The sequence below is a fragment of the Vibrio sp. 10N.222.52.B12 genome, assembly GCF_002875385.1.
Taxonomy (GTDB): Bacteria; Pseudomonadota; Gammaproteobacteria; order Enterobacterales; family Vibrionaceae; genus Vibrio; species Vibrio jasicida.
Map to the genome: position 1 here is coordinate 197,013 of NZ_MDAW01000117.1, position 22,459 is coordinate 219,471.

Below are 22,459 nucleotides of genomic sequence, written 5' to 3' on the forward strand. Positions count from 1 at the left end.
GCTGAGCTAAGGACGCGCAATAATCTTTATTTTACTTTGTATAACCCGTTTATCAAACGAATTATTAAATAGTGGCGCGTCCTGGAGGATTCGAACCTCCGACCGCCTGGTTCGTAGCCAGGTACTCTATCCAGCTGAGCTAAGGACGCGCAATTCTTCTTGCTAGGAAGGTGTGAAGTACATCACATTTCATTTCTTACGAAACAAAAAAAAGGCCAACGGGCCAGTCAATGAATGGCGGTGAAGGAGGGATTCGAACCCTCGATACGGGATAAACCGTATACTCCCTTAGCAGGGGAGCGCCTTCAGCCTCTCGGCCACCTCACCGTTTTCATTGTTATATCTCAAAAGAGATATGGCGCGTCCTGGAGGATTCGAACCTCCGACCGCCTGGTTCGTAGCCAGGTACTCTATCCAGCTGAGCTAAGGACGCACTTTTGTTGATAAATCAACGTTGCAAGAATGGCGGTGAAGGAGGGATTCGAACCCTCGATACGGGATAAACCGTATACTCCCTTAGCAGGGGAGCGCCTTCAGCCTCTCGGCCACCTCACCGTCTTGCGGAGGCACATATTACGTTTTACCGAAAATATGTCAAACACTTTCTTTGAAAAAAAACGCAAAAATCGCTTAACCGATGCGGATTTAATCAAAGTGATTATTAAACAAACTTTATCACTCTATTATGATGAAAAAAAGAGAATCTTCTCTTAAAAAATGACATTTATCTAAAACTAAAAAGGCCAGCCCAATGGCTAGCCTTTTTCATTCAAACTAAGCTCTATAAACAGGAGCAGCTTAGTAGTTACCAGAAGCAACGTTACCATTGCCTTTTTCAGCTTGAATGCGCATGTAGATTTCTTCACGGTGAACTGAAACCTCTTTCGGAGCGTTAACGCCGATACGTACTTGGTTACCTTTAACACCTAGTACAGTTACAGTCACTTCATCACCAATCATCAGTGTTTCGCCTACGCGGCGAGTCAAAATTAGCATTCTTTGCTCCTTGAGTAATCTCTAAATTTTCTTGCTACAAAGCTATTATCCAACAAAAGTTATATTTTCGTAAACTACCTTGTTACGGAAAATTAGCCTAAAAAGGCATGTTTTTGCTGAATGCTTAATGCTTCACTCGATCTAATGTAAGCATCATGGAGAATATTTGCTGCTGTATCCACACACTCTGGTGGTAAGACTAGCATCATAGTGAGTGCATTCGTTGAGCAGAAATTAATTGCAATATCTTGCTGTGCCAACAAATCGCATGCGTGCTCAACCATTCCATTGGCTTCAAGCCCCACTGCGGTCAACAGGCTTACTACTTCACTATTACGGATTTTATCGCTGAACACCAGATCCAACTTGGCACATGCATCTTGTTTTATCATGATACCTGTTCGTTCTGTTTCCTCGATCACATTCCAAATGTCGATGCCTAACATCTGACATTGCTTTGCGACACTAGACAGGTGGTCACTGTCGACTTCAATTATGGCAAGGTCACGTTGAATCGCTATACCGGAAACGGCTTGCTTACCCGCCTCCCCTTTCACCAAACTGCCTTCATTAATATCGAAGGTCGAAAGCACACGTAGTGGCACATTATTCTTCCATGCGTATTGCACAGAAGGTAGATGCAGTACCTTCGCTCCTCGGCTCGCCATCGCCTCCATAGAAGGAAAATCGATAACGTCCAATTTCTGAGCGTTTTTCACTACACGAGGGTCACAAGTATATATACCATCAACGTCGGTAAAGATTTGGCACTCATCAGCACTTAACGCGCCTGCAAGTGTCACTGCGCTCGTATCAGAGCCACCTCGACCTAATGTGGTGATATCCCCATTTTCATTCACACCTTGGAAACCTGCCACGATAACGATTTGATCTTGCTTAAGTAAGTCAAAGATCGTAGAAGTATCAATGTGCTTAATCGTCGCGTCATTGTGTTGATTGTCCGTCACAATGTTCGCTTGTGCTCCGGTAAGTGAGCGAGCAGCATAACCCAATTTATTAAGGGTCATTGCCAGTAGTGCCATCGACACTTGCTCACCAGCAGAGAGCAAAACATCAAGTTCTCGAGCTGTTGGAACGCTATCTATTTGGTTAGCTAGATCCATCAATCGATTTGTTTCGCCTGACATTGCAGACACAACAACGACAACTTGATTACCATCATCTTTCGCCTTAATGATGTGTTCAGCGACTTGGTGGATTCTCTCAATTGAACCCACAGAAGTTCCGCCAAACTTTTGCACGATAAGGGGCTTTTTCACCAGTCTTCACCTTCCCAAGACCAAAGTCTCATTAGGACCACTTCATATTCTATTGATTGCAAAATTATATAAGCGGTAGTTACAACAAAAACCAAGCGACGTAAATGACCTGGTTAAAATACGGTCAATTAAACCACTTGGTTACTATAAAAAAATTACGCTCAATCAAATAACTTTGATTGAGCGTAAAGGATGTTAAAAGCTTATAAGCGCTCTTCTAGCCATGGCTGTACTGATTGAATCGCTTCTGGTAGTGCAGATACATCTGTACCACCAGCTTGCGCCATATCAGGACGACCACCGCCTTTACCGCCAACTTGCTCAGCAACCATCTTAACTAGGTCACCTGCTTTCACTTTACCGATAAGGTCTTTGGTTACGCCTGCAATCAGACCGATCTTGTCATCGTTCACGTTAGCAAGAAGGATTACACCGCTACCTACTTGGTTCTTGATGTCATCAACCATAGTACGTAGGTTCTTGTTATCTGCGCCTTCTAGAGCAGCAATCAGTACTTTAGTACCGTTGATATCCTGAACTTTACCCATGATGTTTGCGCTTTCTGCCGCAGCCATCTTGTCTTTCAGTTTCTGGATTTCTTTCTCTAGAGATTTTGCTTTCTGCGCTGATTCAGCCAGTTTCTCTTCGTACTTAGCCGCTTGAGCTTCGATTGCGTCTAGCGCACCTTCACCCGTTACCGCTTCGATACGACGGATACCTGCTGCGATACCACCTTCAGATGTGATCTTGAATAGACCGATGTCACCTGTGTTTGAAGCGTGGATACCACCACAAAGTTCAGTAGAAAAGTCACCCATAGACAGTACACGTACTTCGTCATCGTACTTCTCGCCGAACAACGCCATTGCGCCTTTCTTCTTAGCAGACTCGATATCCATCACGTTAGTTTCAATCGTGTGGTTGCGACGAATTTGAGCATTTACTAGACGCTCAACTTCTTTTAGCTCAGCTGCCGTTACCGCTTCTAAGTGTGAGAAGTCGAAACGTAGGCTATCCGCTTTTACTAGAGAGCCTTTCTGCGTTACGTGCTCACCAAGTAATTGGCGAAGTGCAGCATGCAGCAAGTGCGTTGCTGAGTGGTTTAGAGAGATTGCAGCGCGACGCTCTGCGTCAACGATAGTGGCAACTTCATCACCTTTTGCTAGAACGCCTTCAGCCATTACACCGTGGTGTGCGATTGCGTTACCTAGTTTTTGAGTGTCTTCAACACGGAATACACCAGCTTCAGTACGGATCTCACCAGCGTCACCACACTGACCGCCTGACTCTGCGTAGAATGGTGTTTCACCAAGCACGATGATGGCTTTGTCGCCAGCAGATAGAGATTCTACTTCGTTGCCTTCAACGAACATCGCCGCTACAGAGCTAGAGCCTTTAGTACCTGTGTAACCACAGAATTCTGTTTGCGTATCAACTTTGATTGCTGCGTTATAGTCAGTACCGAAGTTACCAGCTTCACGCGCACGTTGACGCTGCTCTTCCATCGCTTTCTCGAAACCTTCTTCGTCGATTGCAAACTCACGTTCACGTGCAACGTCATTAGTTAAGTCAGCTGGGAAGCCGTAAGTATCGTAAAGTTTAAATACGGTTTCGCCGTCTAGTACTTTACCGTCCGTTCCTTGAGAAGAAATGTTATCTAGTGCTTCGTTTAGAATCGCCATACCGCGCTCAAGTGTACGGCCGAAGTTTTCTTCTTCGATACGCAGTACTTTTTCAACCACAGCTTGTTGACGCTTCAGCTCTTCACCAGCCGTACCCATGATTTCCGCTAGTACACCAACCAGTTTGTGGAAGAATGCACCTTGTGCGCCCAGCTTGTTACCGTGACGAACTGCACGACGGATGATACGACGTAGAACGTAACCACGACCTTCGTTTGAAGGCATAACGCCATCAACGATCAGGAATGAACATGAACGGATGTGGTCAGCGATAACGCGTAGCGATTGGTTTGATAGATCTTCGTAGCCAATCACTTCAGCAGCAGCTTTGATAAGAGCTTGGAACACATCGATTTCGTAGTTTGAGTGAACGCCTTGCATAATTGCAGAGATACGCTCGATACCCATACCAGTATCTACCGATGGCTTTGGTAGCGGTTCCATAGTGCCGTCTGCGTGACGGTTGAACTGCATGAATACGTTGTTCCAGATCTCGATGAAACGGTCACCATCTTCTTCAGGTGTGCCAGGACGGCCACCCCAGATGTGCTCACCGTGATCGTAGAAGATTTCAGTACATGGACCACAAGGACCTGTGTCACCCATTTGCCAGAAGTTATCTGACTCGTATGGTTTACCACCTTTCTTGTCGCCGATGCGAATAATGCGGTCTGCTGGAACGCCTACTTTTTGGTTCCAGATATCGAATGCTTCGTCGTCTGTCTCGTAAACGGTTACCAGTAGACGGTCTGCTGGCAGCTTAAGGGTTACTGTTAGGAATTCCCAAGCGAACGCGATAGCGTCTTCTTTGAAGTAATCGCCAAAGCTGAAGTTACCTAGCATTTCAAAGAATGTGTGGTGACGAGCAGTGAAGCCAACGTTTTCCAGGTCGTTGTGTTTACCACCAGCACGTACACAACGTTGAGCCGTAGTCGCTCGAGTGTAGGCTCGTTTTTCTAAGCCTAAGAAACAATCTTTAAATTGGTTCATACCCGCGTTTGTGAACAGCAGGGTTGGGTCGTTATGTGGAACTAACGATGAACTTTCTACGATTTGGTGTCCTTTGCTCTCAAAGAACTTGAGGAACGCGTTACGAACCTCATCAGTGCTCATGTACATGCAGCTCTTCCTGAAAATAGTCGAGTTAGAATTTTGCCGTATTGTAGATCATGCAATCAGCTACGACTAGTTTTCTTGTGGAAAAGAGGCATTAGAGGAAAAAATTTGAAGCAAAACAAAAAACAGTGTGAGCTACTGACCGCTAATCTTCGTCATCAAAGCTCAGCGCATAGCTGATTTGGTCAAAACTATAGCCACGATATTGCATAAATCGCACCTGTTTAGCGTATTCTTTCTGGTCTTTGGCTTTCATTCCTTTGAATTTCTTCTCAGCCGCCGTTCTTGCCAGTTCAAACCAGTCTTGTGGTTCCTCTTCCATCGCTGTTTCAATGATGCATTCAGCCACGCGTTTTTGATTCAACTCCTGTCGAATTCTCCTTTCACCATGCCCTTTATAGACGTGTTGGCGAATCTGACTTTTGGCATAACGTAAGTCATCTAAGTAATTGTGGTCGAGGCAAAAGTTGATGGCCACTTCGATATCTGCCTCTTCATAACCTTTTAGAGCCAGCTTTTGATAGAGCTCGTATTGTCCATGATCACGACGGCTTAGTAGCTGAATCGCCGCTTCTTTGCTCGACAACGTCGGAGCTTGACGCTTTTGGTACATGATGATCCTAAAACTATTTTGCTGTACAGACTCTAAAACAATCGTAGTAAATAACTGCCCACTCTAGCTGGTTGCTGTGCCAGTTCTGCTCACCTACTTACTGGGATTGATATTAATCTGCCCTTTATTTTTAACGGTTTTGATTTCAGCAGATACAACAAAGCCCCGCATCGCAGGGCTTTGTTAGATATTAATTGAAGAAAAAATTAAAACTCTTCTTCTTGCTCTGATTTTTCACCGGCTTCTGGCGCTTCAGGTAAAGCAGGAGAAAGTAGCATTTCACGTAGCTTAGCATCGATAGTCTTTGCCACTTCGGTGTGCTCACGTAGGTAGTTACAAGCGTTCGCTTTACCTTGACCGATCTTATCGCCTTGGTAGCTGTACCATGCACCCGCTTTTTCTACTAGCTTGTGCTTAACGCCTAGGTCGACTAATTCACCTTCACGATTGAAGCCTTGGCCATACATGATTTGCGTATTCGCTTCTTTAAACGGTGCAGCAATCTTGTTTTTAACCACTTTAATGCGCGTTTCGTTACCCACAACTTCATCGCCTTCTTTGATTGCGCCAGTACGGCGGATATCTAGACGAACAGAAGCGTAGAATTTAAGAGCGTTACCACCAGTAGTGGTTTCAGGGTTACCGAACATCACACCAATCTTCATACGAATTTGGTTGATGAAGATACACATACAGTTAGACTGCTTTAGGTTACCTGTAAGCTTACGCATTGCTTGAGAAAGCATACGAGCTTGAAGACCCATGTGGCTGTCGCCCATTTCGCCTTCAATTTCAGCCTTTGGAGTAAGTGCCGCAACAGAGTCGACAACCATGACGTCGATAGCACCAGAACGTGCAAGTGCGTCACAAATCTCAAGAGCTTGCTCACCCGTATCAGGCTGAGAAACAAGTAGAGCATCGATATCAACACCTAGTTTCTTCGCGTATACAGGATCTAGCGCGTGCTCCGCATCGATAAATGCACAAGTTTTGCCTTCACGTTGCGCTGCTGCAATAAGCTCTAGAGTTAGCGTTGTTTTACCTGAAGATTCTGGACCGTAAACTTCTACGATACGACCCATTGGCAGACCACCAGCACCCAAAGCGATATCAAGAGAAAGAGAACCCGTTGAGATGGTTTCTACGTCCATTGCGCGGTTATCACCAAGGCGCATGATAGAGCCTTTACCGAATTGCTTTTCAATTTGACCTAGCGCAGCGGCGAGCGCTTTCTGTTTGTTCTCGTCCATTACTTTCTCCGATTTATTCATCTTCTTTGGGCGATGAATCATAATTCATTTTTCTTGAGCAGAAGAACTGCTCATCAATGAAAGTCATTATACTGTTGATTCATACAGTGTCTATACCTGTATGAAAAAAATTTGGCAGACCTAAACCTACTATTTGCTCCAGCCCTTATCAAAACTGGGCTACGACAATTAAAGAAATTCTAGATCAAATACTGATGCAGTTGAGTCAGTGCATGCTCAATCGCTTTTTTGCGAACTTGCGCACGATCACCAGTAAAATGCATGGTTTCCACTTGCTGCCAATTCTGATTATCTGCAAAGGCAAAACAAACCGTCCCAACAGGCTTTTCTTCGCTTCCACCGCTAGGGCCAGCTATGCCACTTATCGAGACTCCAATAGTTGCATTTGAATGATTTAGGGCGCCCAGCACCATTTCAATCACGACTGGCTCACTCACAGCACCGTGCGCTTCTAATGTTGAAGCTTGTACACCAAGCATTTCCATTTTAGCTTCATTGCTGTAGGTCACAAATGCGCGGTCTAGCCAAGCAGAGCTACCTGCAATATCAGTGATTGCTGTTGCAACCCCACCTCCAGTGCAAGATTCTGCCGTCGTTAAAATATGCCCATGCTTAGCCAATAATGCCCCTAAATCGGCACTCAATTTTGTTGCTCTTTCCATAGCCAAAAATGCCCTTTGTCTCTTTTTACTTGATAGGGATTCACGTATCCTAAGCCGCTACGGAAATAAACAAAAGTACTTACCTGTGAAAGCTGAACAAAAACACACTCCGATGATGCAGCAATACCTCAAGCTAAAGGCTGAGAATCCTGAAATCTTGCTGTTTTACCGCATGGGCGACTTCTACGAACTCTTCTACGACGATGCAAAACGCGCATCTCAATTGCTTGATATTTCGTTGACTAAACGCGGTGCATCGGCAGGTGAACCTATCCCAATGGCTGGCGTTCCATTCCACGCCGTTGAAGGTTATCTAGCCAAACTTGTTCAGCTTGGTGAGTCTGTGGCGATTTGTGAACAGATTGGCGATCCTGCAACAAGCAAAGGTCCGGTTGAACGTAAAGTAGTACGCATCGTCACGCCAGGTACTGTGACCGACGAAGCTCTGCTATCTGAGCGTATCGATAACCTGATTGCAGCAATCTATCAGCACAATGGTAAATTTGGTTACGCGACATTGGATGTAACTTCTGGACGCTTCCAATTGGTTGAGCCTGAAACCGAAGAAGCGATGGCAGCAGAACTTCAACGTACGGCCCCACGAGAGCTACTTTTCCCTGAAGATTTTGAGGCCGTTCACCTCATGTCTAACCGTAATGGTAACCGCCGCCGCCCTGTTTGGGAGTTTGAGCTCGATACTGCGAAGCAACAGCTTAACCAACAATTTGGCACTCGTGACTTAGTGGGCTTTGGTGTTGAACACGCATCACTTGGCTTATGTGCCGCTGGCTGTTTGATTCAATATGTAAAGGACACTCAACGTACTGCCCTGCCACACATTCGTTCACTCACCTACGACAGACAAGATCACTCTGTGATTCTTGACGCAGCGACTCGTCGCAACCTTGAGCTAACACAAAACCTATCAGGTGGCACTGATAACACGCTTGCGGAAGTCTTAGATCATTGTGCAACCGCAATGGGCAGTCGTATGCTCAAGCGCTGGTTACACCAACCAATGCGCTGTATTGATACCTTAAACAATCGCTTAGATGCGATCAGCGAAATCAAAGATCAAAGCTTGTTCACCGACATTCAACCAATTTTCAAACAGATTGGTGATATTGAGCGTATTTTGGCTCGCTTAGCACTTCGTTCTGCTCGTCCTCGCGATATGGCTCGACTGCGTTACGCAATGCAACAACTCCCAGAATTGGAAAGTGTAACGTCTTCTCTGGCGCATCCTTACCTAATTAGATTGGCTCAATTTGCCGCGCCAATTGATGATGTCTGTGATCTGCTAGAACGTGCAATCAAAGAAAATCCACCAGTGGTTATTCGCGAGGGTGGTGTGATTGCAGAGGGCTACAACGCTGAGCTTGATGAATGGCGTAAACTCGCAGATGGCGCAACCGAGTATCTAGAAAAGCTCGAAGCAGACGAACGTGAGCGCCACGGTATTGATACACTAAAAGTAGGCTACAACGCCGTACACGGTTTCTTTATTCAGGTTAGTCGTGGCCAAAGCCACTTGGTTCCACCACATTATGTGCGTCGACAAACACTGAAAAATGCAGAACGCTACATCATTCCAGAGTTGAAAGAGCATGAAGACAAGGTTCTAAACTCTAAGTCAAAAGCGTTAGCAGTAGAGAAGAAACTGTGGGAAGAGCTGTTTGATTTATTGATGCCAAACCTTGAGAAAATGCAAAACCTTGCGTCAGCGATTTCTCAGTTGGACGTTTTACAAAACCTTGCCGAACGTGCAGACACGTTAGATTACTGTCGCCCGACTCTAGATAAAGAAGCCGGTATCAGTATTCAAGCAGGCCGCCACCCTGTTGTGGAACAAGTAACCAGTGAACCATTTATTGCTAACCCAATAGAGTTAAGCTCAGACCGTAAGATGCTGATCATCACTGGTCCAAACATGGGTGGTAAATCGACCTACATGCGCCAAACTGCGTTGATTGCTTTGATGGCTCACATTGGTTCATACGTACCAGCGGAATCAGCTCATATCGGATCTTTGGATCGTATATTTACTCGTATTGGCGCATCCGATGACCTTGCTTCCGGGCGCTCTACCTTCATGGTAGAAATGACCGAAACAGCGAATATTCTTCATAATGCGACTCAAAACAGCTTGGTGTTAATGGATGAGATCGGCCGCGGTACCAGTACTTATGATGGTCTTTCTTTAGCATGGGCAAGTGCAGAATGGCTAGCCACACAAATAGGCGCAATGACCCTGTTTGCAACGCACTATTTTGAGTTGACTGAACTGCCAAACCAACTGCCAAATCTTGCCAACGTCCACCTAGATGCAGTAGAGCACGGTGACAGCATTGCCTTTATGCACGCAGTCCAAGAAGGTGCAGCAAGCAAGTCTTACGGCCTTGCCGTTGCTGGGTTGGCTGGAGTTCCAAAACCCGTGATCAAGAATGCGCGCAACAAACTGTCTCAGCTTGAGCAATTAGGTCAAGGTAATGACTCTCCACGACCAAGTGCTGTCGATGTAGCAAACCAACTAAGCTTGATCCCAGAGCCAAGCGATGTAGAGCAAGCACTGTCGAATATTGATCCTGACGATCTAACGCCACGTCAGGCATTGGAAGAGCTTTACCGCTTGAGGGAGATGCTCTAATCTGACGCATCTTCAATAAAACGCAAAAAGGCTATGGTTTCCCATAGCCTTTTGTTTATTCTAAATTCACCTTTAAAGCAGGACTGTCCTAGTCGACTTCCACGTTGAACAGGTTTTCCATGTTCAAACCTTGCTTAATCAAGATTTCGCGCAATCGACGTAAACCTTCAACTTGAATCTGACGTACACGTTCACGTGTTAGACCAATCTCACGTCCCACTTCCTCAAGCGTTGATGGCTCGTAGCCAAGTAAACCAAAACGACGAGCAAGCACTTCTTTCTGTTTTGGATTTAGCTCTTCTAGCCAGTCAATCAACGAGGATTTGATGTCATCGTCTTGAGTGGATACTTCGGGATCCGAATTGTTTGCATCAGGAATTATATCCAGTAGCGCTTTCTCGCCATCACCACCGATAGGTGTATCGACAGAGCTGATACGCTCGTTAAGGCGAAGCATTTTACTTACGTCTTCAACTGGAATATCTAGCTGAGCTGCAATTTCTTCTGCCGTTGGTTCATGGTCGAGCTTCTGAGAAAGTTCACGTGCGGTACGCAGATAAATGTTTAGCTCTTTAACCACATGAATTGGCAAACGAATGGTGCGAGTTTGGTTCATCAACGCACGCTCAATCGTTTGGCGAATCCACCACGTTGCGTAGGTTGAAAAACGGAAACCTCGTTCAGGATCAAACTTCTCAACCGCACGGATCAAGCCCAGATTACCTTCTTCGATAAGATCAAGAAGTGCTAAACCGCGATTGCTGTAACGACGAGAGATCTTCACGACAAGACGTAAATTACTTTCGATCATTCGCTTACGGGCAGCTTCATCGCCACGTAATGCTCTACGAGCGTAAAGTACTTCTTCTTCTGCTGTGAGTAGTGGTGAAAAGCCAATTTCGCCTAAGTACAGTTGTGTCGCATCTAGACTTTTATTGCTCGCATCAAACTCTTCGCGAGCTGTTGCTTTGGTTTTTTTAGATGTTTTTTCAAGTTCAGGACTTCCGCTTCCTGTCGTTGCGTTGTCATATTCGAACTCTTCAACTTTGGTGACTGTGTTGCTGATACTCATAACGCCTCCCCCTGGCGAGTTAGCAAACATAACAACTCAATATGTCGCTAAATGATGTCGCAAGTTGTTATTCAAAGTTTTAAGGTAAATATCGTTTTGGATTTACGGATTTACCTTGATAGCGAATTTCAAAGTGGAGCTTAACTGACTTAGAACCAGAACTACCCATGGTAGCGATTTTTTGTCCGCTCTTGACACTTTGTCCTTCTGATACCAGCAATCTGTCATTGTGTGCGTATGCGCTTAAATAATTGTCGTTATGCTTCACTATAATTAGGTTGCCATAACCTCGTAGCGCATTACCTGAGTACACAACAGTGCCGGCCGCGGTTGAAACGATAGGCTGACCACGCTGTCCTGCGATGTCTATGCCTTTATTTCCTTGTTCTCCCGCTGAGAAGTTCTTGATTACTCTCCCTTTTGTTGGCCACAACCACTTTGATACTTTATCGTTTTTCGCCGCAGTTACTGGTGGTTTCGGTTTAACATTCTGATTACCTTTTGACCCAACATACTCCTTTGGTTTGGATTGTTCAACCTTCTTTGGCGGCTGTTTTTGTGCAACTTTAGGCGTAGTGGTCGCCGGCTTTTGAGTAGAGCTTTTACTTGAATTTGACGGCTTTGACGCTGTTGATGTTTTAGTCACTGGCGCTGGTTTTGTCGCAACCACTGGAGGAACAACGGGTTCCACTTTATGACCATATTTTGGAGCAACATATTTCGGTGCCCAAAGTTTTAATCGTTGACCAGGGAAAATCGTATAGGGTGCGTTAAGTTCATTGTAACGAACAAGGTCATTTACATTCTTATCTGTGACATAAGCTATGAAATAAAGTGTATCTCCTTTCTTTACTTCATAATAACTGCCTCTATAACTGCCTCGTTCAACACTAGAATAGTCTTTATTTAAGCTAGAAACAGGCGCAGGCGAATGAGCCGCGCAACCGACAAGTCCCGCAGCTATCAAGCAGCTAATACCAAAACGACGTAAGAACCTATTCACCTGATCTTTAACCCTTAAGCTAAATCGCCTGCAACTAATGGCACAAATCTTACCATTTCTACCACGGTAGAAAGGAATTGTTCACCCTTGCGTTCAATTTTCAACAATTGTTGCTCATCCTCACCAACAGGTATGATCATCTTACCGCCCTCTTTCAGCTGAGATAAAAGTGCTTGGGGAACACTTTCCGCAGCCGCAGTGACAATAATCGCATCGAACGGACCTTTCGCTTCCCATCCGAGCCAGCCGTCACCATGTTTGGTAGAGACATTATAAATATCCAGTTGTTTCAAGCGACGCTTAGCGTCCCATTGCAAAGACTTGATGCGTTCAACGGAATAAACATGATCAACGATTTGAGCAAGTACAGCCGTTTGATAACCTGACCCTGTTCCTATCTCAAGCACATTGCTGCTTTGTTTGAGATCGAGCAATTCTGTCATTTTCGCAACAATGTAAGGCTGAGAAATAGTTTGCCCCTGACCAATCGGTAACGCATTGTTATCGTACGCTTGGTGCATCATTGCCTGTGAGACAAAACTCTCACGCGGCAAACAGTACACGGCATCCAATACGCGTTGATCACTGATGCCACTGGAGATAAGAAACGCTATCAACCTGTCAGCATGTGGGTTACTCATTACTTCTCTTCCTTTAACCAACTGTCCATCGCACGCAAAGACTCATGAGCAGTGAGGTCAACTTGCAGTGGGGTGATTGAAACTCGACCATGCTCAATCGCATAAAAATCGGTGCCCTCTCCAGCATCTTGCTCTTTACCCGGAGGACCTAACCAATAAATATCATGCCCACGTGGGTCCTGTTGCTTGATCATATTCTCGGCATGATGACGGGCGCCTAAACGTGTCACTTCAATCTCACCTAATTGTTCTAGTGGTAAATCAGGAACATTGACGTTCAGTAAGCGGTTAGTCGGGATCGGCCTAACCAAATGCTGCTCAACTAGCTGACGGGCAATTTTTGCCGCAGCTGCAAAGTTCTGTTTACCCACCAACGAAAAAGCAACAGATTGAACGCCAAGAAAGTGCCCTTCCATCGCAGCGGCAACCGTACCTGAATATAAGACATCATCGCCAAGGTTCGCGCCATGATTGATCCCAGTGAGAACTAAGTCAGGTAAATCGCCTTTCATCAATTCATTCAATGCAAAGTGAACACAATCTGTCGGGGTGCCTTGCACAGAGAAGGTGTTGGGTGCGATCTCATTTACTCTCAGAGGCTGCTCTAACGTCAGTGAGTTCGAAGCACCAGACCGGTTTCGATCTGGTGCCACAATCGTCACCTCAGCAATACTTTTTAGCTCATCAGCAAGCGCATGAATTCCTTGAGCATGAACGCCGTCGTCATTACTGAGCAGTACTCTTAATGGCTTCGCGTTTGGTGAATCCATTTCCATTAATATTCTCTTTCTACTTTTTCCTCGATAACCAGCTCGCGTACGATAGAGGTCGCAAACGAACCGGCATCTAGCGAGAAGGTCAACGTAATATTGTTGCCATCCACCGTCCAAGCTAAGTCTTGAGGTTTAAGTGCAATATCACGACGGTCGTGACGCATACGATTCCCACGAATTAATGCCATTAAATCGGGTTCTTCATCCAAGAAAGGCTGCTCCAAGGCTAATGCATCTGTTTGAGTTGGAAGTGCATTGTCTCCAGCTAGCGCTGCAGTAATAACCACTTCGCCCTGAGCAAATTGTGCCTGTAGGTCAGCAATGTTGCTTGCATCAATCAACTGAGTACCAGAAGTTGTCTTCGCCACATCACCGTCGATGAACTTGTCAAACACGCCTTGCTCTAATCGAGCTGAAACGATGCGGTTGAAGATCCACGAACGAGCCGCCGACAAATACATGCTGCGCTTGTTTTGGTTACGAGTACGTACGTTCTCGCGCCCCCATCGACGTGCTTCTTCAAGGTTGTTGCCATCGTTACCAAAACGCTGACTACCAAAGTAGTTCGGCACGCCAACTTGTTTCACTTTTTCAAGGCGTTGCTCAACATCCGCTACATCTGTCACTTCAGACAAAGTAACCACGAACTCGTTCCCTACTAGGTCACCAGGGCGTAGTTTTTTATTGTGACGATCTGTTGCCAGAATTTCGATACTTGGGTATTGCGCCAAAAATGCTGAAAAATCTGGTGTTTCACCTTTCGGTAAATGAACACTTAGCCATTGTTCAGTCACAGCGTGACGGTCTTTAAGACCCGCCCAGCTAACGTCTTTCGACTTAACGCCACTGGCTTTTGCTAGCTCATTAGCAACAAAGCTGGTGTTCTCGCCCGTTTTACGGATACGAACCATTAAATGCTCGCCTTCACCCGTAAAGGCAAAACCTAAGTCTTCGCGAACCTGAAAGTGTTCTGGTTGCGCTTTGATTTTTGCTGATGCTACAGGCTTACCCGTAAGGTAAGCCAATGAAGATAAAATGTCTGACATGATGTTTTTCCACTGCTAACGCAGCACTGAGGAGCAAATTGCTAGGTTATTGCTTAAAGAGAAGTACAACTGCTTCCGTTGCAATGCCTTCTTTGCGTCCAGTAAAACCGAGACGCTCTGTCGTCGTAGCCTTTACGTTTATATTACTGATATCGATTTCCAAGTCTTCAGCAATCGTGGCACACATTGCGTCGATATGTGGCGCCATTTTAGGCGCTTGTGCCATGATGGTGATGTCAGCGTTTCCTAATCGATAGCCTTGTTCTTTCACCCTGCGATAAACATCTTTAAGCAGTTCGCGGCTATCAGCCCCTTTCCACTTATCATCGGTATCTGGGAAGTGACGGCCAATATCTCCGGCAGCAATAGCACCAAGCAGTGCATCGCTCAATGCATGAAGTGCCACATCACCATCTGAGTGGGCAATCAACCCTTGTTCGTAAGGAACGGCGACACCACCGATAATCACCGGACCTTCACCACCAAATTTGTGTACATCGAAACCATGACCAATTCGAATCATTTTCTATCCTTTGTTTACTCGCCGTGCTCACGGCTTAGGTAAAACTCGGCTAACGCGAGGTCTTCTGGCTGAGTAATTTTTATGTTATTCGCATTACCTTGAACCAAAGCCGGCGTTTCACCTAACCATTCCAAAGCCGAAGCTTCATCAGTAATGGTTGCACCTTGTTCTAATGCGTCAGTCAGTGCTCGTGTTAATTGTTGAGTTTTAAACATTTGTGGGGTAAGTGCATGCCACAATGCTTCTCTATCTACCGTATGATCGATATCTTGTGCCACGTTTGCTCGCTTCATTGTGTCTCTCACTGGAAAGGCAAGGATGCCACCTGTTGGGTGTGCGCTACAAACGTCGATCAAATGGTCAATATCGGATGTGAGAACACATGGTCTTGCTGCGTCGTGAACTAAAACCCACTCGCTCTCAAGATGTGTTCTTACATAGTTTAGCCCTGAAAGCACAGAATCCGCCCTTTCTTTGCCACCAGACACGCAAATCACGTCTGGGTGCTGAGCAATGTTCAATTCAGGGTAATAAGGGTCGCCATCGGTAATTGCGATCACGACTTTAGAGATCCTCGGATGAGAAAGCAGCTTCTCTACTGTGTGCTCTAATACCGCTTTTCCGTCAATTAAGAGATATTGCTTAGGACGATCAGCCTTCATACGGCTACCAACACCGGCCGCAGGTACAATCGCAACATGAGATGAAAACAACTTTGGCATGTTATTGCTCGTCCTCGTCAATAATACGATAGAAAGTCTCGCCATCTTTGACTAAACCTAACTCATGACGCGCACGTTCTTCAATCGCATCAAGACCTTGTCTCAGGTCATCAATTTCTGCGAACATCTCATTATTACGAGCTTGCAGCTTGCTGTTCACTTGTTGCTGCACTTCAATTTCATCTTCTACTGTGTAGTAGTCAGTCACCCCGTTTTTGCCAAACCATAGGGTATATTGGAGCCAGCCAAACAGTAACGTAAGGGCTAAAACAAAGATTCGCATATCGCTGCTAACATTCTGTACCGGAAGGGATTAGATAAGGTGACATATATAGCATAAATGCGTGGTTGGCTCTAGGGCAGAAAAAGAGACTCACACGCTCCTTACACATTAAGTTAAGTTAGCATCATTAAAAACAAAAGCTAGTCAACGCTAACCCGAGCTCTGAAACATCGTTCATTTTGTCGAACCTGATAGTTCAAATCAGGCTAATCAAAAATAGGAACGTAAATATGAAAAATAACAAGGAAAATCTCTTTAAACTAGGGCTGACCTTTTGCCTTTTAAGCCCTCTTCCTCTATATGCATCGCAATGTGATGATCTTTGGAAAGATTCGTTAGAGCCAAATAACTTAGAGTTCAGTATCGATACCAATAGCCTAGGGGGACGGTTATTTGTAGCTAACCTACCAAACTACAGAGACTTTACTCTCCAACATATAGTTAAGCTAAATCAATTATTGTATTTAGATGTAAACGAAGTTCCTTATGTCAGCAATTTAAAAATCACAATTCACCCCTTCAGCAATCCGAATTGTGACGGAGTTGCTTATAAATCTGGTGGTATAAATAGCACAAACATATATATAAACAGCTGCTTTTTAGAAAGCTTACCAAGTGAAAAGGTTGAAGCTGAGATTAAAGGTATACTAGTGCATGAGTTGGTTCATGCTTACCAAAATTCTAATTTTGAACAAGGCAGTGGCACTCTAGAAGGCGTTGCAGATGCAGTTCGCTACCTGACTGAATTCAAATCGCTGGAAGAGAAGCGAACGTTGGGTGGTGACCACAATAGTTCTTATGATTTAGGAGCCTTTTGGATTGATTGGTTAAGGCACAAGTTACTTGCAAATGGTGATCAACGAGACTTTCTTTACGAATTAAACAAGTATGCGGGAAGTCCTAGTGGATTTAATTGGCAAAACGACATTACAGATTTTTTTTCAAACACCGTAGATGAATTATGGCGTGAATATCAAACTTGCTTGCATGATAACGGCAATAATTGCCCAACAAGTATTCATTATCAAGCAATAGGGCAATGCGATGGAGAACCTCAACGGAATAAAGATCTAGCCGTCGCCCTAGAAAAAAATATCAAAGCCTCCGACGAAAACAAACCTTATGAGACTGCTTACAATGCCTTTGACAACAGTAATAATACTAAATGGCTTAGCTTCGCCGATACAGGTTGGATAAGTTATCAATTCGATAAGCCCGCCCTTGTATCGAGATATACGATAACTTCAGCGAATGACGTCGCAGCCCGAGACCCTAAGGCTTGGTTACTACAAGGCTCTATTAATGGACATCAATGGCAAACATTAGATAGTCAAGATAACCAATTTTTTACTTCTAGGCATCAAACGAGAAACTTTGATTTTTCGCCATCTATACCTTTCAGTTACTACCGTTTAAACATAACGGAAAATGCGGGAGCCAACATAATTCAGTTGGCAGAAGTTGAATTGCTCGGCAACTTCCCGACAATAGTAAACCTAACTCAACAATATCCTGGCAGATCTTCTGCTTCAGCAAGTAATGCTCCAAAGGAAGATCACTCTCATGCATTCGATGAAAATAGAGCGACCAAGTGGTTAACTTTTAGTTCAACTGGAAACATCACATATTACTTCCCAAAACCGGTCACCGTACATCAGTATTCTTTGACATCAGCCAACGATGCCTCGGATCGAGATCCTCAAAATTGGAAACTACTTGGCAGCAATGATGGAGTCACTTGGCAAATACTAAATAGCCAGACACAGCAAAGTTTTACCAAAAGATTTCAGACAAAGCTCTATCAACTAACGACTCCTTTAAGTTATCAGTACATTAAATTGGAGATCAGTAAAAACCATGGTTCAGAAATCTTACAATTAGCAGAATTTACTCTGAAAGGAAATATATAGAAAGTGAACTGGAGAAAAAACGCCCCGCAAATGCGAGGCGTTTTTTAAAAGCGTTAAGCTAATAATTTAGAAACCTAAATTATTGACCTTTAACTTCTTTAAGACCGTTGAAAGGAGCGCGCTCACCTAGAGCTTCCTCGATACGGATAAGTTGGTTGTACTTAGCAACACGGTCAGAACGGCTCATAGAACCAGTTTTGATTTGACCTGCAGCTGTACCTACCGCTAGGTCAGCGATAGTTGCATCTTCAGTTTCGCCAGAACGGTGAGAGATTACTGCTGTGTAACCTGCGTCTTTAGCCATCTTGATTGCAGCTAGAGTCTCAGTTAGAGAACCGATTTGGTTGAACTTGATAAGGATAGAGTTAGCTACGCCTTTCTCGATACCTTCAGCAAGGATCTTAGTGTTAGTAACGAATAGATCGTCACCTACTAGTTGAAGCTTGTCACCTAGTAGTTCAGTTTGGTGCTTGAAGCCAGCCCAATCAGACTCGTCTAGACCGTCTTCGATAGAAACGATTGGGAATTGGTTAGCTAGCTCAGCTAGGTAGTGGTTGAACTCTTCAGAAGTGAAAGTTTTACCTTCGCCTTTCATGTTGTAGATGCCAGCTTCTTTGTCGAAGAACTCAGATGCAGCACAGTCCATAGCTAGAGTAACGTCTTTACCTAGTTCGTAACCAGCAGCTGCAACAGCTTCTGCGATAACTTCTAGAGCTTCAGCGTTAGACTTAAGGTTAGGAGCGAAACCACCTTCGTCACCAACTGCAGTGCTGTAGCCTTTAGACTTAAGAACTTTAGCTAGGTTGTGGAATACTTCAGCACCGATACGTAGACCTTCTTTAAGAGTCTTAGCACCAACTGGTTGGATCATGAACTCTTGGATGTCAACGTTGTTATCTGCGTGCTCACCACCGTTGATGATGTTCATCATTGGTAGAGGCATAGAGAACTGACCAGCTGTACCGTTTAGCTCAGCGATGTGCTCGTATAGAGGCATGCCTTTAGCAGCAGCTGCTGCTTTAGCGTTTGCTAGAGAAACAGCTAGGATAGCGTTCGCACCGAATTTAGATTTGTTTTCAGTACCGTCTAGGTCGATCATTACTGCGTCGATTGCAGCTTGATCTTTCGCGTCTTTACCAACTAGAGCTTCAGCGATTGGGCCGTTTACAGCTTCGATAGCTTTAAGAACACCTTTACCTAGGAAACGTGCTTTGTCGCCGTCACGTAGCTCAAGAGCTTCGCGAGAACCAGTAGATGCGCCAGATGGAGCAGCAGCCATACCTACGAAACCGCCTTCTAGGTGTACTTCAGCTTCTACAGTTGGGTTACCACGTGAATCGATGATTTCACGACCTAGAACTTTAACGATCTTAGACATTGAATGTTTCCTTCTCGTTGAATATATAATGTCAAAATTAAAGGCAGCAACACAGCTTACGTTACTGCCTGTATTCCTTACTTACTTCTCGAAATCGCCACGCTGGTATTCGCCAGCTGCTTTCACGAAACCTGCGAACAATGGGTGACCATCACGCGGTGTTGATGTGAACTCTGGGTGGAATTGAGCCGCTACGAACCATGGGTGAGCTGGGTTCTCAATTACTTCTACCAGTTTCTTGTCAGCTGACAAGCCAGATACTTTAAGGCCTGCTTTTTCGATTTGCGGACGAAGATTGTTGTTCACTTCATAACGGTGACGGTGACGCTCATGAATTGTCGCGTTGCCGTATAGTTCACGAGCTTTCGTACCTTTTTCTAGGTGACATAGCTGTGAACCAAGACGCATAGTACCACCAAGATCAGACTTCTCGGTACGTTCTTCAACTTTACCTTCGCCATCAACCCACTCTGTGATTAAACCTACCACAGGGTACTTCGTCTCTTTGTTAAATTCTGTTGAATGTGCACCTTCCATACCCGCTACGTTACGTGCGTATTCGATCAGTGCCACTTGCATGCCTAGACAGATACCTAGGTAAGGAACGTTGTTTTCACGAGCGTATTGAGCTGCGCGAATCTTACCTTCGATACCACGGTCACCGAAACCGCCAGGAACAAGGATTGCGTCTAGACCTTCTAGGATCTCAACACCTTTGTTCTCTACATCTTGAGAATCAACGTACTGAATCTTAACGCTCAGACGGTTCTTAAGACCAGCATGTTTCAACGCTTCGTTTACTGATTTGTATGCATCTGGTAGTTCAATGTACTTACCAACCATACCAATCGTCACTTCTGCCGTTGGGTTAGCTTCTTCGTAAATTACTTGTTCCCACTCAGACAGGTTAGCTTCTGGCGCATTGATGCCAAAGCGAGCACAAACAAGATCGTCTAGACCTTGAGCTTTGATTAGCTGAGGGATCTTGTAGATAGAATCTACATCTTTCATTGAGATAACTGCTTTTTCTTGTACGTTACAGAAAAGAGCAATTTTCTTACGTTCGTTAGCAGGGATCATACGATCGCTACGACAAACTAGAATATCTGGTTGGATGCCGATAGATAGCAGCTCTTTAACAGAGTGCTGAGTTGGCTTAGTTTTCACTTCGCCCGCAGCTGCTAGATAAGGAACTAGCGTTAGGTGCATGAACATTGCGCGTTCACGGCCTAGTTCTACAGCAAGCTGACGAATAGCTTCCATAAATGGTAGTGATTCGATATCACCTACCGTACCACCGACTTCAACGATAGCAACATCATGGCCTTCAGAACCTGCGATTACGCGGTCTTTGATAGCGTTAGTGATGTGAGGGATAACCTGAATGGTTGCACCTAGGTAATCGCCGCGACGTTCTTTACGTAGTACGTCTGCATAAACACGACCTGCAGTGAAGTTGTTACGCTTAGTCATCTTGGTGCGGATGAAACGCTCGTAGTGACCAAGGTCAAGGTCAGTCTCTGCGCCATCTTCCGTAACGAACACTTCACCGTGTTGAGTTGGGCTCATTGTGCCTGGATCAACGTTGATGTAAGGGTCAAGCTTCATCATAGTCACTTTAAGACCACGAGCTTCTAGAATAGCGGCAAGAGATGCTGCTGCAATACCTTTACCTAGAGAGGATACAACCCCGCCAGTAACAAAAATGTAATTTGTCGTCATGTTTAACCTGAAATTGGTTGAATGAGGGAAATGGAGTGCTTCTGGACGGGACGTAAATATACCAGAAGCTCCTTAACGCCACAACGTGAAATCTATCACACCGGAATTTTTTATTTTTTGCTTCAAATCAAAGTCGAGTATTCATGCAATTTCAGCTTTGCTCTTCTCGTTTCACTTCATCCCACATCGAATCGAGTTCATCTAGAGTAAAGTCTGTGAGTTGCTTACCGTGCGCTGCAACTTTAGTTTCCACGCCTTTAAAGCGTCTTGAGAACTTTAGATTTGCTTTGGCCAAAGCGACTTCAGGGTCTTTGCCTAAGTGACGAGATAGGTTGACGGTCGCAAATAATAAGTCCCCCAACTCAAGCTCTACCTTGGTTTCATCGGGGTTGACTTGAAGCGCCTCTTCCATCACTTCTTCAATTTCCTCTTGTACCTTCCCGACTACAGGACCCAGAGAGTCCCAATCAAAACCATATTTAGCGCATTTCTTTTGAATTTTTGTAGCACGAGAAAGCGCAGGTAGAGAGTTCGGTATTGAGTCTAGAATACTTTCCTCAGCTTTGCCTACTTGTGCTTTTTCTTTGGCTTTTTCCGCTTCCCAATTAGCGGTAATTTCTTCATCAGATTCAAACTCAACATCAGAAAAAACATGAGGATGACGACGAGTCAGTTTTTCATTCACAGTTTCGACGACGTCAGAAAAATCAAACAGCCCCTGTTCTTTTGCCATTTGGCTGTAGAAAATCACTTGAAACAATAAGTCACCCAACTCTTCTTGCAAGTTCGGCCAATCGCGGTTTTGAATCGCATCCACCACTTCATAGGTTTCTTCAATGGTGTGCGGAACAATGGTGTCGAAGGTCTGCTTTAAGTCCCATGGGCAACCGCCGTCTGGGTCACGCAACTTCGCCATGATTTGTTCTAACTGTTCAATTGGATGACTCATTTTCTGTTCCTTTAAACCTTTCTATCTAAAGAAAAAGGTGAGCAGCCAAAACCACTCACCTTTAATTTGTTTTCTAACTGTTTTTACTAAGTAGTTGGTTCTTCTGGCAAGGCAGCAAACTTATGAGGCCCATGAGCATAGCTTGTCTATGAGATTGGGCGATATAAGTG

General features: G+C 44.8%; 19 protein-coding genes and 4 tRNA genes. 2 read left to right on the top strand and 21 right to left on the bottom strand.

Going from position 1 to position 22,459, the window contains the following annotated elements:
* Positions 1 to 72 precede the first annotated feature (72 nt).
* The 10 genes from BCT11_RS13340 to pncC form a co-directional block, all read right to left on the bottom strand.
* Positions 73 to 149, bottom strand: a tRNA-Arg gene (locus BCT11_RS13340).
* Positions 150 to 235: 86 nt separating this feature from the next.
* Positions 236 to 327, bottom strand: a tRNA-Ser gene (locus tag BCT11_RS13345).
* 29 nt (positions 328 to 356) lie between these two features.
* Positions 357 to 433: transfer RNA gene (locus BCT11_RS13350), tRNA-Arg, on the bottom strand.
* A 30-nt stretch (positions 434 to 463) separates the two neighbouring features.
* Positions 464 to 555, bottom strand: a tRNA-Ser gene (locus BCT11_RS13355).
* A gap of 243 nt (positions 556 to 798) precedes the next feature.
* Positions 799 to 996: a carbon storage regulator CsrA gene (gene csrA, locus BCT11_RS13360; RefSeq protein ID WP_004415691.1), complete on the bottom strand. Its 198-nt coding sequence runs from the start codon at positions 994 to 996 to the stop codon at positions 799 to 801.
* Positions 997 to 1,088: 92 nt separating this feature from the next.
* Positions 1,089 to 2,276, bottom strand: a complete 1,188-nt coding sequence (locus BCT11_RS13365; RefSeq protein ID WP_038870262.1) for an aspartate kinase — start codon at positions 2,274 to 2,276, stop codon at positions 1,089 to 1,091.
* A 203-nt stretch (positions 2,277 to 2,479) separates the two neighbouring features.
* Entirely contained in the window at positions 2,480 to 5,077 is a 2,598-nt protein-coding gene (alaS, locus tag BCT11_RS13370; RefSeq protein ID WP_038881218.1) for an alanine--tRNA ligase, read from the bottom strand.
* Positions 5,078 to 5,219: 142 nt separating this feature from the next.
* Positions 5,220 to 5,687: a recombination regulator RecX gene (gene recX, locus BCT11_RS13375; RefSeq protein WP_054757108.1), complete on the bottom strand. Its 468-nt coding sequence runs from the start codon at positions 5,685 to 5,687 to the stop codon at positions 5,220 to 5,222.
* 206 nt (positions 5,688 to 5,893) lie between these two features.
* A complete protein-coding gene (gene recA / locus BCT11_RS13380; RefSeq protein WP_038870267.1) occupies positions 5,894 to 6,937 on the bottom strand; it encodes a recombinase RecA in 1,044 nt (347 codons plus the stop codon).
* 200 nt (positions 6,938 to 7,137) lie between these two features.
* Positions 7,138 to 7,620: a nicotinamide-nucleotide amidase gene (pncC, locus tag BCT11_RS13385; protein WP_038870269.1), complete on the bottom strand. Its 483-nt coding sequence runs from the start codon at positions 7,618 to 7,620 to the stop codon at positions 7,138 to 7,140.
* A gap of 85 nt (positions 7,621 to 7,705) precedes the next feature.
* Here pncC and mutS point away from each other — a divergent pair, with 85 nt between their 5' ends.
* Positions 7,706 to 10,267 carry a DNA mismatch repair protein MutS gene (gene mutS / locus BCT11_RS13390; RefSeq protein ID WP_102388508.1) on the top strand — a complete coding sequence of 854 codons (2,562 nt, stop codon included), beginning with the start codon at positions 7,706 to 7,708 and terminating at the stop codon, positions 10,265 to 10,267.
* 88 nt (positions 10,268 to 10,355) lie between these two features.
* On the opposite strand, the gene rpoS is transcribed toward mutS, so the two are convergent.
* From rpoS to ftsB, 8 genes are all read right to left on the bottom strand, one after another.
* Positions 10,356 to 11,339 (bottom strand): RNA polymerase sigma factor RpoS, encoded by a 984-nt coding sequence (gene rpoS, locus BCT11_RS13395; RefSeq protein WP_038870341.1) that lies wholly within the window; start codon positions 11,337 to 11,339, stop codon positions 10,356 to 10,358.
* A 79-nt stretch (positions 11,340 to 11,418) separates the two neighbouring features.
* On the bottom strand, positions 11,419 to 12,342 hold the full coding sequence (locus BCT11_RS13400) for a peptidoglycan DD-metalloendopeptidase family protein (protein ID WP_038870272.1): 924 nt from the start codon (positions 12,340 to 12,342) through the stop codon (positions 11,419 to 11,421).
* Positions 12,343 to 12,356: 14 nt separating this feature from the next.
* The gene (locus BCT11_RS13405) at positions 12,357 to 12,983 is read right to left on the bottom strand and encodes a protein-L-isoaspartate(D-aspartate) O-methyltransferase (protein WP_038870274.1); all 627 of its coding nucleotides are present in this window, start codon (positions 12,981 to 12,983) and stop codon (positions 12,357 to 12,359) included.
* Positions 12,983 to 13,759 carry a 5'/3'-nucleotidase SurE gene (gene surE / locus BCT11_RS13410; protein ID WP_038870275.1) on the bottom strand — a complete coding sequence of 259 codons (777 nt, stop codon included), beginning with the start codon at positions 13,757 to 13,759 and terminating at the stop codon, positions 12,983 to 12,985. The genes BCT11_RS13405 and surE overlap by 1 nt, the downstream gene beginning before the upstream one ends.
* The gene (gene truD / locus BCT11_RS13415; RefSeq protein ID WP_102388509.1) at positions 13,759 to 14,802 is read right to left on the bottom strand and encodes a tRNA pseudouridine(13) synthase TruD; all 1,044 of its coding nucleotides are present in this window, start codon (positions 14,800 to 14,802) and stop codon (positions 13,759 to 13,761) included. Before truD ends, surE begins: the two co-directional genes overlap by 1 nt.
* 46 nt (positions 14,803 to 14,848) lie before the next feature.
* Positions 14,849 to 15,325, bottom strand: coding sequence for a 2-C-methyl-D-erythritol 2,4-cyclodiphosphate synthase (gene ispF / locus BCT11_RS13420; protein WP_102388510.1), 477 nt, complete (start codon positions 15,323 to 15,325; stop codon positions 14,849 to 14,851).
* A gap of 14 nt (positions 15,326 to 15,339) precedes the next feature.
* On the bottom strand, positions 15,340 to 16,047 hold the full coding sequence (gene ispD / locus BCT11_RS13425; RefSeq protein ID WP_102388511.1) for a 2-C-methyl-D-erythritol 4-phosphate cytidylyltransferase: 708 nt from the start codon (positions 16,045 to 16,047) through the stop codon (positions 15,340 to 15,342).
* Between the two features lies 1 nt (position 16,048).
* Positions 16,049 to 16,330 carry a cell division protein FtsB gene (gene ftsB / locus BCT11_RS13430; protein ID WP_038870281.1) on the bottom strand — a complete coding sequence of 94 codons (282 nt, stop codon included), beginning with the start codon at positions 16,328 to 16,330 and terminating at the stop codon, positions 16,049 to 16,051.
* Positions 16,331 to 16,560: 230 nt separating this feature from the next.
* On the opposite strand from ftsB, the gene BCT11_RS13435 reads away from it, so the two are divergent.
* On the top strand, positions 16,561 to 18,240 hold the full coding sequence (locus tag BCT11_RS13435; protein ID WP_102388512.1) for a discoidin domain-containing protein: 1,680 nt from the start codon (positions 16,561 to 16,563) through the stop codon (positions 18,238 to 18,240).
* Between the two features lie 79 nt (positions 18,241 to 18,319).
* On the opposite strand, the gene eno is transcribed toward BCT11_RS13435, so the two are convergent.
* The 3 genes from eno to mazG form a co-directional block, all read right to left on the bottom strand.
* Positions 18,320 to 19,618, bottom strand: a complete 1,299-nt coding sequence (gene eno / locus BCT11_RS13440) for a phosphopyruvate hydratase (protein ID WP_038870282.1) — start codon at positions 19,616 to 19,618, stop codon at positions 18,320 to 18,322.
* Positions 19,619 to 19,699: 81 nt separating this feature from the next.
* Complete coding sequence (locus BCT11_RS13445; RefSeq protein ID WP_038870283.1) at positions 19,700 to 21,340, bottom strand: CTP synthase; 1,641 nt, start codon at positions 21,338 to 21,340, stop codon at positions 19,700 to 19,702.
* Between the two features lie 151 nt (positions 21,341 to 21,491).
* Positions 21,492 to 22,289, bottom strand: coding sequence for a nucleoside triphosphate pyrophosphohydrolase (gene mazG, locus BCT11_RS13450; protein ID WP_045397762.1), 798 nt, complete (start codon positions 22,287 to 22,289; stop codon positions 21,492 to 21,494).
* Positions 22,290 to 22,459 lie beyond the last annotated feature (170 nt).

Coding starts and splice junctions, on each gene's coding strand:
- mazG (WP_045397762.1), bottom strand. CDS start 22,289: ATGAGTCATCCAATTGAACAGTTAGAACAAATCATGGCGAAGTTGCGT.
- surE (WP_038870275.1), bottom strand. CDS start 13,759: ATGGAAATGGATTCACCAAACGCGAAGCCATTAAGAGTACTGCTCAGT.
- BCT11_RS13435 (WP_102388512.1), top strand. CDS start 16,561: ATGAAAAATAACAAGGAAAATCTCTTTAAACTAGGGCTGACCTTTTGC.
- ispF (WP_102388510.1), bottom strand. CDS start 15,325: ATGATTCGAATTGGTCATGGTTTCGATGTACACAAATTTGGTGGTGAA.
- BCT11_RS13445 (WP_038870283.1), bottom strand. CDS start 21,340: ATGACGACAAATTACATTTTTGTTACTGGCGGGGTTGTATCCTCTCTA.
- ispD (WP_102388511.1), bottom strand. CDS start 16,047: ATGCCAAAGTTGTTTTCATCTCATGTTGCGATTGTACCTGCGGCCGGT.
- eno (WP_038870282.1), bottom strand. CDS start 19,618: ATGTCTAAGATCGTTAAAGTTCTAGGTCGTGAAATCATCGATTCACGT.
- csrA (WP_004415691.1), bottom strand. CDS start 996: ATGCTAATTTTGACTCGCCGCGTAGGCGAAACACTGATGATTGGTGAT.
- pncC (WP_038870269.1), bottom strand. CDS start 7,620: ATGGAAAGAGCAACAAAATTGAGTGCCGATTTAGGGGCATTATTGGCT.
- rpoS (WP_038870341.1), bottom strand. CDS start 11,339: ATGAGTATCAGCAACACAGTCACCAAAGTTGAAGAGTTCGAATATGAC.
- alaS (WP_038881218.1), bottom strand. CDS start 5,077: ATGTACATGAGCACTGATGAGGTTCGTAACGCGTTCCTCAAGTTCTTT.
- truD (WP_102388509.1), bottom strand. CDS start 14,802: ATGTCAGACATTTTATCTTCATTGGCTTACCTTACGGGTAAGCCTGTA.
- ftsB (WP_038870281.1), bottom strand. CDS start 16,330: ATGCGAATCTTTGTTTTAGCCCTTACGTTACTGTTTGGCTGGCTCCAA.
- BCT11_RS13405 (WP_038870274.1), bottom strand. CDS start 12,983: ATGAGTAACCCACATGCTGACAGGTTGATAGCGTTTCTTATCTCCAGT.
- recA (WP_038870267.1), bottom strand. CDS start 6,937: ATGGACGAGAACAAACAGAAAGCGCTCGCCGCTGCGCTAGGTCAAATT.
- recX (WP_054757108.1), bottom strand. CDS start 5,687: ATGTACCAAAAGCGTCAAGCTCCGACGTTGTCGAGCAAAGAAGCGGCG.